This is a genomic window from Bacillus sp. COPE52 (assembly GCF_003355115.1).
In the GTDB taxonomy this organism is placed as follows: Bacteria; Bacillota; Bacilli; order Bacillales; family Bacillaceae_G; genus Bacillus_A; species Bacillus_A toyonensis.
Genome location: NZ_CP031292.1, coordinates 5,759,530 through 5,777,733, shown reverse-complemented (window position 1 = coordinate 5,777,733; position 18,204 = coordinate 5,759,530). Strand labels below are relative to the sequence as shown.

Genomic DNA, 18,204 nt, shown 5'->3' with positions numbered 1-18,204 from the left:
GACATAGCTTTCCAAGTGACGTATAGAGAAATGGGTACCGATAAGCTAGATGATATAATCAATGGATTTGTTAAACCATTTGATTTGGAGAAAGCTCCTCTTTTACGGGTTGAAATCATACATGTCACAGATAATGAGCACGTGATGGTCCTAGATATGCACCATATCATTTCAGATGGAGTTTCAATGCATATTTTAAATAGTGAGCTCTGTAAACTGTATGAAGGGAAAGAGTTATCTCCATTGGATATACAGTATAAAGATTATTCAGTATGGCAAAAAGACTTGTTTACTCAAGAGGAAATGAAGAAGCAAGAAAAATATTGGATGAATGTTTTTAAAGAAGAAGTACCAATATTAAATATGCCAACAGATTATAAAAGGCCGCAGACACAAAGTGTTGAAGGGTCCCTAAGAAGTTTTGAAATAGATAGTGAGTTGACAAAGAAGCTTAATAGAATTGCAAAAGAAAATGGGGTTACCATGTATATGCTTCTGTTAGCTGGATATACAACTTTACTTTCAAGATATACGGGTCAAGATGATATTGTGGTAGGATCTCCAATTGCAGGAAGAAGCCATCATGATTTGAAAAATATTGTCGGAATGTTTGTGAATACCCTCGCGATGAGAAATTATCCAAAAGAAGATAAAACATTTCGTAATTATTTAAGAGAAGTAAAAGAAAATGCATTAATGGCTTATGAAAATCAAGATTATCCTTTGGATGAATTGGTTGAAAAGCTGGACTTACAAAGAGATATGAGTAGAAGTGCATTATTTGATACGATGTTTGTGCTACAAAACCTAGATACTTCTAGTGAAGAGATTAAAGGGTTAAGTTTTGAAACATATGATAGTGAACTTAATATAGCAAATTTTGATTTGACATTATCAGCAGTAGAAACTAATAACATCATAAAATTTGATTTAGAATATTGTACAAAATTGTTTAAGAAAGAGACAATAGCTAAAATATCAGAGCACTTTGTTAGTATTTTAAGAGAAATTGCTAATAATCAGGAAGTTTGTTTAGGTCAAATAGATATGCTTTCTGGAGAAGAAAAGCACATCCTTTTGAATGAATTTAATGAAACTGATATGGATTATCCAAAGAATAAAACCATTTATCAATTATTTGAGGAGCAGGTAGAGAGAACTCCAAACAAGGTTGCTGTAGAATTCGAGGGGCAACAAGTTACTTATAAGGAGCTCAATGAAAAATCCAATCAAGTAGCCAGATTACTTCATGATAAGGGTGTTCACCCAGAAATGATTGTAGGAATTATGGTGGAACGTTCTTTAGATATGATTGTCGGTATCATGGGGATATTAAAATCAGGGGCAGCATATTTACCAATAGACCCTGAATATCCTGAAGAGCGAATTAAATATATGGTAGAAGATAGTAACACAAAGTTCGTATTAACGCAGACTCATTTATACGATAAACTTCATTTTACCAATAATGAATGTATAACTAAAATCTCAATTAATGATGAAACAATAAAAAAACAAGAGCAAATTAATATGGAAAGGCGTAATAATAGAAATGATTTAGCCTATGTCATTTATACGTCTGGTTCCACGGGTTTACCAAAAGGGGTGTTAGTGGAACATCATTCCTTAGTCAATTTATGTAATTGGTATGTAGATTTTCATAAAATAACAGAAAGAGATCGAATTACAAACTATTTGAAAGTCTCATTTGATGCATCTATTGGAGAAATTTTCCCTTGTTTAATCACCGGAGCTACTTTGCACGTTTTAGGCAAAGATATTAGGCTTAATCTAGATAAATTAAATGAATATATGAATAGTAAAGACATAACAGTTGCAACATTCCCATCTAAGGTAAGTGAACAATTTATATTACAAGATAATCATTCTTTAAGAATGTTAGTATCCGGTGGCGAAAAGTTAATTTTAAATAAGAATACCCGCTATCAGCTTGTAAATGCCTACGGTCCAACCGAAAATACAGTAGTAACTACAAGTTTCTTAATGAATAAAAATGATGATAATATTCCAATTGGAAAACCGGTGTATAATACTAAAGTTTATATAGTAAATAAGTATAATCAGCTTTGTCCAATTGGAGTAACAGGAGAGTTATGTGTAACTGGAGATGGATTGGCAAGAGGTTATTTAAATAATCCGGCCTTAACTGCCGAGAAATTTGTGGACAATCCTTTCGTCAGTGGGGAAAAAATGTATCGTACGGGTGATCTTGTAAGATGGATGCCTGATGGAAATGTTGAATTCATAGGAAGAATTGACCATCAAGTAAAAATACGTGGGTATAGAATAGAACTTGGTGAAATAGAGAGCCAGTTGTTAAAACATCAAGATATAAAAGAGGTCGTAGTAGTAGCAAAAGAGGACAAGGAAAATCATACGTATCTAAGTGCTTATATTGTGTCTGAAAAAGCAATATCTTCAGCTAAGATAAGAGAATTTTTAGAAAAGGAACTCCCTGATTACATGATTCCCTCTTATTTTGTTCAACTTGACCAGTTACCACTTACATCAAACGATAAAGTGGATCGAAAAGCACTTCCAGAACCAGATAGAAGTAGTCAATCAGGGGTAGAATATGAGGCACCAAGAAATGAAGTTGAAACACATCTTGTTGAGATTTGGAGGGATATCCTAGGCATAGAGGATATAGGGATAAATCATCATTTCTTTGTATCAGGTGGAGATTCTATTAAGGCTCTGCAAATTGTGTCCAGGTTGTCCAGAATAAATCTTAAGTTAGAAGTGAAAGACCTATTTGCAAACCCTAAAATTAAAGATCTTAGTAAGTATGTGAAAAAGCAAAACAAACGGTTAAAACCTTATGAAATAGTTACAGGAGAAGTAATGTTATCTCCAATTCAAAAATGGTATTTTGAGAAAAATAAAGAAGAACTAGATCATTTTAATCAATCATTTATGCTGTTTAGGGAAGATGGATTTGATCAAAAGAGAATAGAGAGAGTCTTTAATAAGATATTAGAACAGCATGATGCCCTTAGAATGATTTATAGAGAAAATGATGGAGAGATCATTCAGTATAATAGAGGCTATAAGGATAACCTCTTTGATTTATACGTTCATGATGTTGAGGGAGTAGAGAATAAGGAAGAGAAAATATATGAATTAGCGACAAATATCCAAAAGAAATCTTCCATCAAAAATGGTAAACTCGTTAATCTTTGTTTATTTAAAACGGATCAAGGGGATCATCTGCTTATTACCATTCATCATCTTGTAGTAGATGGAGTATCATGGAGAATAATATTAGAAGATTTTGAAACTCTATATTCTCAGGATTTAAAAGGTGAGAAGTTAGACATTGGATTTAAAACTGAATCCTTTAAAGAGTTTTCCTCTAAGTTGAGGGAGTATGTTAGTAGCAATAAATTATTAAAGGAAAGAGAGTATTGGCAAGAGATAGCAAAAACTGAGGTTGCATTTATACCTAGAAAAAAAGAGCTTAAAAGTGATACATTCGAAAATAGTAAAACAGTTAGTATTTCTTTAGATAAGGAAAAGACTATCAGTTTATTAAGAAAATCCAATAGGGCATACAATACAGAAATAAATGATATATTGTTAACTTCTTTATTATTAGGTACTAGAGAGATAACAGGTGAAAATTGTATAAAAATAAATATGGAGGGACATGGAAGAGAAGATATCTTAGAAAATGTAGATATTAGTAGGACTGTAGGCTGGTTTACAACTATGTATCCAGTACTTATAGATTTAGGCGATGAGACCGATCTTGCTACTAATATAAAAATGGTAAAAGAAATTTTAAGGAAAATTCCTAACAAGGGAATTGGATTTGGTATACTAAAATATTTATCAAAAGAGAAGTACCTATTAAATGAACAAAAAGCACCAATTTCATTTAACTATTTAGGTGAAATGGATAATGATGTTAACAGAAATGCATTTTCTGAATCAAAATTTTCTTATGGGGAAACAATTGGAGGAAAGATTTCACGAAATAATTCGATAGAAATGAATTCAATAATTATTAATAATGAATTGGTTATAAATACTACCTTTAATGAGCTAGAGTTTGATGAACTAACAATCAGGAAATTAAATGATAAGTTTAAAGAAAGCCTTGAAACTATAATTGATCATTGTGTTAGTCAAATAGAGGTGGACAAAACGCCTTATGACTATGGGGATACTAAATTAACTCTAAGTGAACTTAAGGATATTAAAGAACAGTATAAAGATTTCGAAATTGAAAAGATTTACCCGTTAGCAAATATGCAAAAGGGAATGCTGTTCCATGCTTTGGAAAACAAAAATTCAAAAGCATATTTTGAACAAACTGTTATGGATATAACAGGATACGTTGATGTAGAGGTATTAAAAACAAGTTTTAATAAAATCATGCAAAGATACGAAATACTAAGAGCATCATTTGAATATGAAATAGTTGAGGAGCCTAGACAAATAATAATAGCGGATAGAGAAATAGGTTTTCAATATTGCGATATAAGTGAAAGAGGAACTATAGAAAAAGAGTTATTCATAAAAAAATATAGAGAAGAAGATACAGAAAAGGGATTTAACTTAAGTGAAGATACTTTAATGAGAGTATGTTTGATTAGAACAGATGAAAACTTATATAAATTGGTATGGAGTCATCACCATATTTTATTGGATGGTTGGTGTCTTGGAATCGTATTAGGTGAGTTATTCACTGTATATGGAAAATTAATAAATGGTGAAGAATATGAGTTAGAAGAAACGAAACCTTATAGCGATTATATAAAATGGCTAGAAGAGCAAGATAAAGAAGAAGGTAAAAGTTATTGGGAGCAATATTTAGATGGTTATGAAGAGAAAGCGCAAATACCAAAATTACAGATTGCTAAGAATAATAGTGAGTATTTAAGAAGAGAAAAAGTAATTGAATTTTCGAGCGAACTAACAAATAAGATTACACAGCTTGCTAATAGGAATAGCGTAACCTTTAATACAGTATTCCAGAGTATTTGGGGTGTTATTTTGGCGAAGTATAACAATACAGACGAAGTAGTATTTGGAACTATTGTATCTGGAAGGGAAGCTCCAGTAGACGGAATTGAAAAGATGATTGGTTTATTTATTAATGCCATTCCAACTAGAATAAACCTTGGAAAGAATAAGAAGTTTAAAGAAGTTTTAACGGTTGTACAGAGTGAAGCTATAGCTAGCAATAATTATAACTATATGAATTTAGCTGAAGTTCAAGCAATGAGTAAATTAAAGAATGATCTTATTGATCATATAATTGTGTTTGAGAACTATGCTGTTGATAAACGTATTGCCGGAAATGAAAAAATGGATATAGGTTTTAAGGTAGAAGATTTACATGCAGAAGAGCAGAGCAATTATAGTTTTAGTATTGCTGCAACTCCAGGTGAGAAGTTAAATTTAGTTTTAACTTATGATGGAAATATTTATGATGACAAAATAATAGATAATATCGAAATGCACATTAAAAAAGTAACTGAACAAGTGATTGCAGATGAGAATAAGAAAATAAATGAAATAGACATAATTGCAGAAGAAGAAAGAACAACTTTATTGTATGAATTTAATGATACAAAAGTAGATTACCCAAAAGAGAAGACGATACATCAATTGTTCCAAGAACAGGTAGAAAGGACACCTGAAAATATTGCAGTTGTGTTTGAAAATAAACAATTGACTTATTGGGAACTTAACGAAAAGTCTAATCAAGTCGCTGCTCTGCTAAGAGAAAAAGGTGTGAAACCTGATACTGTGGTTGGTATTATGGTTGAACGTTCGATTGAAATGATAGTTGGTATGATGGCAATATTAAAAGCCGGGGGAGCATACCTTCCAATTGATCCTGAGTATCCAGAGGATAGAATAAGATATATGTTGGAAGACAGTGGTATAGAAATATTGTTAAAACAAGAAAATAAACAAGTAGATTATGATTTAACTTGTATTGATATAAATGTACAAAAGATTAAGGATAGATTTAAAGAAAACTTACCTAGTCTAAATAAATCCTCTGACATGGCTTATATAATATACACTTCAGGTTCAACTGGAAAACCAAAGGGTGTAATGGTGAATCATAAATCTATTCTCAATACGTTATGTTGGAGAATAGAATCATATCAATATAGTGAAAGTGATATTACGTTACAGATGCCTTCTTTCTCTTTTGACAGCTCTGTTGAAGATATTTTTACTACTTTGCTTTCTGGAGGTAAATTAATTTTAATAGAAGATATAAGAATAAATTTCAGTAAATTTATAAATATTATTCAAAGTAATAAAATAACTAATTTGTTAGCTGTTCCAAGCTATTATAATAATCTATTAAACACTATTGATAAGCCTTTAGTAGATTTGAGATTTGTGACAATTGCAGGTGAAGGTTTTAATGAAAATCTAATTAAAAAACATTTTCAGAAAATGCCTCACGTAAAATTATTTAATGAGTATGGACCAACAGAAAATAGTGTTTGTTCTACAATATGTGAATTAAAACAGGAAGATCAGAAGGTACTTATTGGTAAACCAATAAGTAATAACAGGGTTTATATCCTTGATATGGAAAATAATTTAGTGCCATTAGGAGTTGCAGGTGAACTTTGTGTAAGTGGGGAAGGTTTGGCACGTGGTTATTTAAACAGACCAGAGCTCACGGCGGAAAAGTTTGTTCCAAACCCATTCATTCCAGGGGAAAGGATGTACCGGACAGGAGACCTTGCAAGGTTATTGCCTAATGGGAATATCGAATTTTTAGGTAGAATTGACCATCAAGTGAAAATTCGCGGTTTCAGGATTGAACTTGGTGAGATAGAGAATCAACTCTTGAAACAGAAAGAGATTAAAGAAGCCGTTGTCGTTGCAAGAGAGGATAATAATGGTCAACCATATTTATGTGCTTATTTTACGTCTGAAACACGTGAAAAAGAATCCATGTTACAAGAAATTCGGAAAGTTTTGGCGCAAGAGCTTCCAGAGTATATGATTCCTACGTTTTTCGTTCAGCTGGATAAACTACCACTTACAGCAAATGGAAAAGTGGACCGAAAGGCCTTACCAGAACCTGATGAAAGTGCAGTTGTGGGAGTAGAGTATGAGGCACCAAGGAATGAAGTCGAAGAAAGACTTGTATCCATTTGGCAGGAAATTTTAGGAGTGGAAAAAATCGGAATCAACCAGCACTTTTTTGAAATAGGAGGTCATTCTCTTAAAGCAACTACGATGGTTTCTAAAATCCATAAGGAACTTATGGTGGAGATACCTTTACGACAAATCTTCCAAACACCTACTATAAAAGGGATTGGAGAATTTATTGACTCTACAAAAGAAAGTGTATATGCATCCATCAAAAAAGTAGAAGAACAAGATTATTATCCACTTTCATCTGCACAAAGAAGACTCTATATTTTAAACAAAATAGAGGGTAGCGGAGTATCTTACAATATACCGTTCGCCATGAAAATAAAAGGTGATTTGGATATACGTCAATTTGAGAAAGCGTTTCATAGAGTAATTGAAAGACATGAGGCTTTAAGAACTTCTTTTGTAATGGTAGATGGTGAACCAGCTCAAAAGATTGAAAAAGAGATAGATTTCCAAGTGACGTATAGAGAAATGGGTACCAATAAGCTAGATGATATGATCAATGAGTTTGTTAAACCATTTGATTTGGAGAAGGCTCCTCTTTTACGAGTTGAAATCATCCATATTACAAATGATGAGCACGTGATGGTATTAGATATGCACCATATCATATCAGATGGTGTATCAATGGGGATCTTTACACAGGAATTAGCTGAGTTATACAACGGGAAAGAATTATCTCCATTAAGCATTCAATATAAAGATTATTCTGTATGGCAAAGAGAATTGTTTACTCAAGAAGAAATGAAAAAACAAGAAGAGTATTGGATGCATGTATTTAAAGAAGAAGTACCAGTACTAAATATGCCGACAGATTATAAAAGACCGCCAATTCAAAGTACAGAAGGTGACCTTGTACATTTTGAAATCGATAGTGACATATATGTTAATCTTAAGAAGATGGCGAAGGAACATGGTGTGACGCTGTACATGCTTCTGTTAGCGGGATACACAACACTGCTTTCAAAATATACGGGGCAAGAGGAAATCGTAGTGGGATCTCCAATCGCAGGAAGACCTCATGATGATTTGAAACAGATTATGGGTATTTTTGTTAATACCCTTGCGATGAGAAATTATCCAAAACGAGACGTTTCATTCCAAGATTATTTAAAAGAAGTTAAAGAGAATGCTTTAAAAGCCTATGAAAATCAGGATTATCCATTTGATGAATTAGTTGAAAAATTAGATTTAAAGAGAGATATGAGCAGAAGTGCTTTGTTTGATACAATGTTCGTCTTACAAAACTTTGACTATGATGATTTTGAAATACAAGGTTTAACTTTCTCACCATATCAAATGAAGGCGCATGTTTCTAAATTTGATTTAACACTTACCGCTGTTGAAGAAGAGCGTAGTATTAAATGTGTATTAAATTACAGAACTAAATTATTTAAGAAGGAAACTGTAGAAAGATTAGCTAAACATTTAATCCAGGTTTTTAAAGAAATTATTGAGAAGCCAGAACAAAGCATTCAGGATATTATGTTGCTTTCAGAAGAAGAAGTGCAGATGCTATTGCGGGATGATAAAGATACAAAAGCTGATTATCCGAAAGATAAAACAATTTCACAATTATTTGAGGAACAGGTGAAACGAACACCTCACCATGTAGCCGTGGTATTTAAAAATCAGAAACTTACGTATCTGGAACTGAATGAAAGAGCGAATCAAATGGCAAGGTTGCTTCAAGAAAAAGGAGCAAAGCCAGGTATAACAGTAGGTATGTTAGTGGAAGAATCCCTTGAAATGATTATTGGAATTATGGCCGTATTAAAAGCAGGAGCGACTTACTTGCCAATAGATCCTGAACAACTGGATAAAAGAACGAATGTCATTTTAAAGGACAGTAATGCTAGCCTATTGATAGTAAAAGGAGAAATGAAAGAAACTCTCCAATTTAATGGAGAAGTAATCTCCATAGAAGATGATTCTATAAAAGAGAGGGATACATCAAATTTATTAGTCAATTATAAATGGAATCATAATGCGTATATCATCTATACATCAGGTTCGACTGGTACACCTAAAGGTGTATGTGTTCAGCACAACAACGTTGTAAACTACATGACTTGGTTTACAAAGGAAGCGAATCTAAAAGAAACAGATAAGGCAATGTTAGTATCTTCCTATGCATTTGACTTGGGTTATACAAGTCTATATTCATCACTTTTAAATGGATGTGAACTGCATCTCGTTACAAAAGAAGTATATACTAATGCTCAGAAAGCATTACAGTATATAGAAGAACAAGATATTTCTTATTTGAAACTGACACCGTCTCTCTTTAACGTCTTGGTGAATGATCCGAGTTTCTCAAATAATCAGAGCTGTAATACATTGAGATTAGTCGTGTTAGGTGGAGAGAAAATCAATCCAATAGATGTTGAAACATTCTATACACGTTACCCAAATCATGTGGTAATGAATCACTATGGACCTACAGAGGCGACAATTGGTTCGGTATATCATGTTATTGAATATGATACAATGGCAGCTTTCAAAGAATGTCCTGTGATTGGAAGACCAATTCAGAATATGAAGGCTTACGTAGTGGATCAACAAATGAAACTTGTCCCAGAAGGTGTTTATGGTGAATTATGCTTATCAGGAGATGGCGTAGCAAGTGGATATTTAAACAGAGCAGATTTGACAGAAGAAAAATTTGTTCAAAATCCGTTTGAACCAAATAAAAAAATGTATCGGACAGGGGATCTTGTTCGACGACTATCAGATGGTAGAATTGAGCTTGCAGGTAGGATAGACGGCCAGGTGAAAATAAGAGGTTATCGAATTGAAACAGAAGAGATTAAGCGTCATTTAGTTAAACATGAACAAATTAAAGAAGCATTCGTGATTGACCGAGAAGGTCAGGACGGCAGAAGATATCTCTGTGCATATATTACGTCCCAGAAGGACCTATCATTTGAAGAATTAAGAGCGTACTTAAAAGTAGAAATACCTGAATACATGATTCCATCTTATTTTGTTCAGCTGGAGCGTATTCCACTTACGGCAAATGGAAAAGTAGACGAAAAAGCCTTGCCAGAGCCAGATGTGAGTAAGGGAGTAGATTATGAAAAACCAAGAAATCAGGTAGAAGAAAAACTTGTAAAGGTATGGGAAGATATATTAGGAGTCAAGCCAATTGGGATTAGCCATAACTTTTTTGCTTCGGGTGGAGATTCTATTAAAGCTTTACAAATTATCTCACGTTTATCACGAGAAGGTCTCACGTTAGAGATGAAAGATTTATTTACCTATCCGGAAATCAAGCTTTTAAGCAACTACGTCAATATTGAGACAATACAAGAAGGCTCTTATGAAATTGAAACAGGAGATGTGTTACTCACTCCAATTCAAAAAGCGTATTTTATGAATGGAAAAGAAGATGTAAATCATTATAATCATGCAGTTATGTTGTATAGGAAAGATGGATTCCGTGAGGAAATCATACAAGAAGTTATGGAAGCAATTTTTGTACATCATGACGCTTTACGAATGATTTATAAAGAAAAGAATAATGAAGTACTTCAATTCAATCGAGAAGTGGAAAAGAATCAATTTGGTTTTTATGTTTATGACGTTTCGAGAGAAGATAATCCAGATGAGAAGATTCAGGAACTTGCGACAATATTACAGAAGAAAATTGATATACAAGAAGGACCTCTTGTAAATGTAGCACAGTTTAAGACGAATGTTGGAGACCATCTGTTACTTATTATTCATCACCTTGTGGTGGATGGAATCTCTTGGAGAATCCTATTTGAAGATTTTGCACTTGGATACAGCCAGCTAATGAAAGGAGAACAAATAGCGTTTTATCCCAAAACGACTTCTTATAAAGAGTATACCACTCAGCTCAACGAGTATGCTAAGAGTGCAAAAATCCTTAGAGAAAAGCAATATTGGGTGAACACATTAAAGGATAATGTTAACTTTTTAGAGAAAAAAGAGGAAGTTGGACTATTCCGATATGAGGATAGTGATACTTTCAGTACCGCTCTCGGAATAGAGGAAACAAGCCGATTGTTAAGAGAAACAAATCAAGCATATCATACTGAAATCAACGATTTACTGATTAGTGCTCTTTTAATAGCTACAAGGAGAGTAACTGGTGAAAATAAAATTAGGATTAGTCTAGAGGGCCATGGTAGAGAACAGATTATAAAAAATGTAGATATTAGCCGAACAGTTGGATGGTTTACAACCAAATATCCTGTATACATCAATTTAGAAGATGAAAAGGACCTTTCAATGACTATTAAAACAGTGAAAGAGTCTCTTAGAAGAATTCCGAATAAGGGAATAGGCTATGGGGTTTTAAAACATTTGAGTAGAGATCCAGATTTATGGAATATTGAACAGCCACCTATTTTGTTTAATTACTTAGGTCAAATGGATGCAGATCTCAATAATACAATCTTTTCTTCTTCTTGGATATCGGCAGGAGAGTCGATTGGAGGTAAACATACAAGAGAAACACCTATAGAAATGAATGCTATTGTCTTAGATGGAAAGCTCACTATTGATACGACTTATAATACAAAAGTATATGCAGAGGATGTCGTAGTGGAGTTTACAGAAGCTTTCAAGGATGCTCTTCGTGATGTAATCCATCATTGCATTTCTAAGGAACAGGCTGAAAAAACACCATTTGACTACGGAGACAAAGAATTAACCTTCGAACAACTAGAGGAAATCAAGGCGAAAAATAGGTGGGGAGAAATAGAAAAGATTTATCCATTAGCTAATATGCAGCAGGGTATGCTATTCCATGCATTAGAAGATCCAAAATCAGGTGCATACTTTGAACAACTTGTCATTGATGTCAAAGGGTTTATTGATGTCAACTTATTCGAGGAAAGCTTGAACGATATTATGAAAAGACATGAACTCCTTCGGACAGCAATTGAATATGAAATTACAGAAAAACCAAAAAATGTAATTATAAAAGGTCGAAAGATTGGCTTTAGATACCGAGATATTAGACAGCAAGGAATAAATCAGCAAAAAGAAAGTATAACAACCTACATTGAACAGGATCGAGAAAAAGGTTTTGATTTTAGTAAAGATGTCTTAATTAGACTGGAACTTATTCAAACTGATGATAAGGCTTATACAATTATATGGAGTAATCATCACATCTTGTTCGATGGATGGGGCAGAGGTATTATTTTGGGAGAATTGTTCCATATCTATGGAAACAAACAAGTAGGACAGTATCCTAATTTAGAAGAGCCAAGACCATATAGTGATTATATTAGATGGTTAGGAGAACAGGAAAAAGAAGAGGGAATTCAATATTGGAAACAATATTTAGCAGGATATCAAAAACCTGCGAAAGTTCCATCGTTCAAAATTGATAGTACAAGAGAGTACCATGGACAAGAGACGCTCATTGAATTTTCAAGGGAACTTACGAAAGAAATGACTGAATTGGCTAATCAAAATAATGTTACGCTAAACACTGTGCTACAAACTTTATGGGGGATTATTTTAGCCAAGTATAATCATACAGACGATGTTGTATTTGGTTCTGTCGTTTCTGGTAGAGATGCCAAAGTAGCTGGAATTGAAAAAATGGTTGGATTATTCATTAATGCAATTCCAACGAGAATTAATATAAAAGAACAGAAGAGCTTTAAAAATATTTTAAAAGAGGTACAGCAACAAGCGATAGAAAGCCAAGCATACAACTATATGAATCTTTCAGATATACAGTCTCTTAGTGATTTGAAAAGGGATTTAATTGATCATGTAATGATTTTTGAGAATTATGCACTTGATGAACGTTTACTTCAGGAAGAAGAAAGTAAGAGTAGTTTCGTGTTTAAGGATATTAAAGGGATTGAACAAACCAACTATGGATTTACAATAGTTGTCGTTCCAGGTGAACAGCTTGTTCTCAAAATATCATATGATGGAAATCTCTATTCAGAAAAACTCATCCAGAACATAGCAAATCATCTGAAAAATGTTATGGACCAAGTTTTGCAGGATGAACATAAAAATGTGAATCAATTAGAAATCCTTTCAAAAGAAGAAAAGCATTATTTCTTGAATGAGTTTAATGAAACAAAGGCAGAGTATCCAAAAGAAAAAACAATTCATCGTTTATTTGAAGAACAGGTAGAACGGACTCCAAATAAGGTAGCTGTGGTATTTGATAAGCAGCAACTTACTTATAAAGAACTTAATGAAAAATCTAACCAAATAGCTAGGATACTCCAGAATAAAGGAGTTCAACCAGACACAGTTGTAGGTATCATGCTTGAACGTTCTCTAGAGATGATTATAGGAATTATGGGGATTTTAAAATCTGGAGCAGCATATTTACCAATAGATCCTGAATATCCTGAAGAGCGAATTAAGTATATAGTAGAGGATAGTGGAACAAATATAATACTTACAAAAGGTATAGATGCAGTAAGATTAAACAAAGAAATAATATTTTTAGATGAAGAGTATAATCATTATTCTACTGAAAATATAAAAGTAACAAGTAATACTAACAACCTAGCTTATATGATTTATACTTCGGGTTCTACAGGTATGCCAAAGGGAACTATGCTTAAGCAACGAGGCCTAGTCAATTATATAACATGGGCAAATAAGGAATATGTCAAAGGAGAGGCCTTAGATTTTGCCTTGTATTCATCTTTCTCATTTGACCTTACAATTACATCAATATTCACACCATTAATTTCTGGAAATAAAATAGTTATTTACAATAATGATGGGGATGAACCAGTTATAAGACAAATCTTTAAGGATAATAGGGTAGGTATAGTAAAATTGACACCATCTCATTTAAGGTTGATAAGAGATATTGATAACAGCAATTCAAGTATAAAACGATTAATAGTGGGTGGAGAAGATTTAAAGACTGAGTTAGCAAGAGAGATTTCAAAAAGTTTCAATCATAATGTTGAAATCTATAATGAGTATGGTCCAACAGAAACAACAATTGGCTGTATGATTTATAAATATAGCCTTAATGACGATAAACACATATCGGTACCTATTGGAAAGCCAATTGATAATGTTCAAATTTATATATTGGATGATAATCAAAAGATATTACCAGTAGGAGGAGAAGGAGAACTTTATATAAGTGGAGATGGTGTTGCTACAGGTTATTTAAATAGACCTGAATTGACAGCAGAAAAATTTATATCAAATCCATACGTACCTGGAGCAAAGATGTATCGAACAGGGGATCTTGCAAGATGGTTGCCTAGTGGAAATATCGAATTTATAGGGAGAACTGACCATCAAGTAAAAATTCGTGGTTATAGAATTGAATTAGGAGAAATAGAGAATCAAATTCTAAAATTAGATAATATAAAAGAAACAAAAGTTGTTGCAAGAATAGACGGTGAGAATAGTCAGTATCTTTGTGCATATGTTGTTTTAGAGAATAAAGAAAAAGCAATTACTGTTACAGAGATGAGAAGATATTTATCAAAAGAACTGCCAAATTATATGATACCGGCGTATTTTACACAGCTTAAGGAATTACCGTTGACAACAAATGGCAAAATAGATATAAATTCATTACCAGCACCAGATGGAAATGTCAAATATGGATTAGAATACGAACCGCCAAGAAATGATTTAGAAGAAAAAATTGTTAGTATATGGGAAGAAATTTTAAATATCAAAAAAATAGGTATGAATACTAATATATTTGATATCGGAGCGAACTCTTTAAACGTTATGACGTTTGTTTCAAGGATAGTTGCAGAGTTAAACTTTAGAGTACCGTTTAAAGATGTATTTGATAAGCCTACAGTCCGAAGTTTTTCAGCGTTCTTAGAAGGTGCAAAAGAAATGTTAAAGGATTATACAGAGGATTGTATTCAACTTAGTAGCTCAACAAGCACCAATAAAAAACTATTTTGTTTCCCACCTGCTGCTTCAATAGGAATAGCATATATGGGGCTAGCAAAGCATATTGAGTCATATTCGGTTTACAGTTTTAATTTTATTAAATCTGAAAATAGAATTGCACAATATGTTAAAATAATAAAAGATATTCAATCAGAAGGACCGTACACATTAGTGGGATATTCAGCTGGTGGAATACTTGCATTCGATGTGGCAAAAGAATTGAATAGACAAGGGTTTGAAGTAGAAAATCTTATTCTTATTGATTCAAAATACCGTACGATTGTAGAACAGAATCTTTATACAGAGGAAGAGTGTAAGAGAGAACTTCATGAAAAATTCAATTTGAAAAAATATAAAGATTTAGAAAAATTAGCTAGTGATTATTTGATAGAATTAATTATGAAGTCTTATATGTATGTACAGTGTACAACAACAAATGGTAGTATTAATGGAAATATAAGTTATATAAAATCAGTAAAAGAAAAAGAAGATGAAAATAATTTAATGTGGGAAAATGCTACAACTAAGAATTTCAGGATAATTCAAGGGTACGGAACCCATATGGAAATGGTATCAAATTCAAACCTAGATATTCTTAAAAAGAATGCTAATATAATAAATGACATATTGGCGTTTGAAACAGTTTAATTTTTGAGAATTGGCATTTCTTTAAAGAAATGCCAATTTTCTTATTTTGATGACCTGTAAATTACAGAGAATAAGCACAATAATTTTGGAAATGTATAATAGAAATTATGAAAGCAGGTGTTATTTTGCGAGAAATTAGAATTCTTATAGCGGATGATGAAAAAGAAATTAGAGATTTATTAAAAAAATATATGGAACGAGAATTATATAAAGTTGATGTTGCTATAGATGGGGAGCACGCTCTTTCGTTATTTAATAAAAACAAATATGATCTGTTTATATTAGATCTTATGATGCCAAAAATTGATGGGATTGAGGTCTGCAGAAAATTAAGAGAAAAAACGAATGTTCCTATTCTAATGCTCACTGCTAAAAATCATGAAACTGATAAGATATTAGGTTTAAGTATGGGCGCAGATGATTATATTACAAAACCTTTTAGTATAAATGAGGTAGTAGCTAGAGTTAAAGCTCTTATGAGGAGGTTTTTAGTTTTAGGAAGTGAAGCAGGGGATAGAGAACAAACACGTATAGAGTTTAAAGAAATCTCAATTGATATGAAAAAATATACTGTTTTCAAAGAGGGGGAAGAGATTCCTTTAACTGCAAAAGAGATGGAACTACTAAGGTTTTTCGCTTCAAATCCGGAGCAAGTGTTTACTAAATCTCAGTTGTTCCGTAATGTTTGGGGGGACAACTATTTAGAGGATGATAATACTGTCATGGTCCATATTCGAAAACTTAGAAAAAAAATAGAAGTGGATCCTTCTAATCCTCAATTAATACAAACAGTTTGGGGAATAGGATATAAGTTTGTAGGTGACCAAAATGTATAGCGATAAAATTATCTTACTTAATATTCTTCAACTATTATGTATTATAGGACTTTTTTTTACAGATTTAAATAACCAGCTATTAGGAATAAATAAACTTGTTTTGTACATAGTACTATTTTTCTTTACGACTTTTCTCTTACTTATAAGGTTTCACTTCGTTAATCGTTTGAAAATAATGATTAAGGAATTACAACGTGTAATTAAAGGGAATTTAACAACAAGGATAATTGTAAATGAAGGTAATGTATTTAATAAAATGATATTTTCTGTGAATGAATTAATTGAACAGTTAGAGAGCGTTCAAATCGAATCCATTAAATCTCAAAATGCGAGAAAAAGACTCTTATCAAGTATTTCTCATGATATCAGAACTCCTCTTACATCTATTATAGGATATATTGATGCTTTAAAAGATGATATAGCTGTTTCTCGAGAAGAAAAAAAAGAGTATCTTGAAATTATTTCGAAAAAATCTAGCAACTTAAAGCAATTAATCAATGAAATATTTAATATGGCAAAGCTAGATGCAGATGAAGTTTTAATAAATCCTGAATTTCTAGAGTTAACTGAGATTATAAGAGAAGTATTAATTGAGTATTTGCCTGAAATCAAGAAGAATAATTTGGAGTTAAAGCTTAGTTTACCAAAAACAAAATGTTTTATCACGGCTGATTATCTAAGTATTATAAGAATTATAGATAACCTAATAAAAAATGCTATTATATATGGGAGAGAAGGAAAAGTACTTGGGATAGAACTCATGGAATCAAATCAAGAATTCCAATTGCTTGTTTGGGATAAAGGACAGGGAATCGCGGAACATGAGTTGGATCATGTATTTGAACGAATGTATCGTGGTGACCAATCAAGAAATTCTATTAATGGAGGTAGCGGATTAGGTCTTGCTATTGCTAAATCCTTAGTAGAAAAAAACCAGGGCAGGATATGGGTTGAAAGTAGTCCATGGAATAAAACAGTTTTTGGTATCTCTTTTCCAAAAACAGAAAAGGTTTAATAAATATAGATAATATATGGTTTAAATTAAAATTTGTCCCAAACAATGTAGTAAAATAGTTATACAATACAGGTTTACGTATTAGTGACCTCTTAAAACTAAAGGTTGCAGGTTTGAAAGGGAGTTATATCTTAACGCTTGAAATGAAGAGCGGTAAGCAGTAATGTATCTAGATTACTGCGGCATTAAGAAGAGATTTAAATAGGTACATTGGAGATATGGAAGATCATGAGTATCTAATTAAGAGTAGGCAGGGAAAGAATAGAAAGAAGTGCAGCATATAAGTTACTTAGTAACACTGCGACAGAGTTTGAATTAGATGAAATAGGAACACATATATTATGTAAAAGATTTGTATATCATATGTATATGCAGACAAAAAATATAGCCTTGTTTATGAAGAAATTTATGTGATTAGAGTTGTTTTATATAAGTGTAAGCAAAGATGTAAAGGAAAAAGCCATGACTAGATTTAAAATCTAATCATGGCTTTTTCCTTTTTAATTTTATATAATTAATCACTTTCTTTCAAATCCATCAAAATAGCTTAATTATAAACACAACTAGAATTAAAACACAAAATATGAGTTTATAGTTCATAAATAGATACTAAATACAAAATAAAGAAGAATCCATAAT

The 18,204-nt window shown here is 32.3% G+C and carries 3 protein-coding genes and 1 pseudogene; all 4 read left to right on the top strand.

Annotated features, from left to right (window positions below; genetic code table 11):
* On the top strand, positions 1 to 15,714 hold a 15,714-nt coding region (locus tag DPQ31_RS29030; RefSeq protein ID WP_208731448.1), incomplete at its 5' end, for a non-ribosomal peptide synthetase.
* A 125-nt stretch (positions 15,715 to 15,839) separates the two neighbouring features.
* Entirely contained in the window at positions 15,840 to 16,550 is a 711-nt protein-coding gene (locus DPQ31_RS29025; protein ID WP_061655769.1) for a response regulator transcription factor, read from the top strand.
* Positions 16,543 to 17,565: a sensor histidine kinase gene (locus tag DPQ31_RS29020; protein WP_208731447.1), complete on the top strand. Its 1,023-nt coding sequence runs from the start codon at positions 16,543 to 16,545 to the stop codon at positions 17,563 to 17,565. Before DPQ31_RS29025 ends, DPQ31_RS29020 begins: the two co-directional genes overlap by 8 nt.
* A gap of 65 nt (positions 17,566 to 17,630) precedes the next feature.
* A pseudogene (locus DPQ31_RS29610) lies at positions 17,631 to 18,048 on the top strand (tyrosine-type recombinase/integrase); the annotation flags it as partial.
* Positions 18,049 to 18,204: the final 156 nt, after the last annotated feature.

Bases quoted from the DNA above. Each gene is read 5' to 3' on its own strand.
- DPQ31_RS29020 (WP_208731447.1), top strand. From the start codon at position 16,543: ATGTATAGCGATAAAATTATCTTACTTAATATTCTTCAACTATTATGT.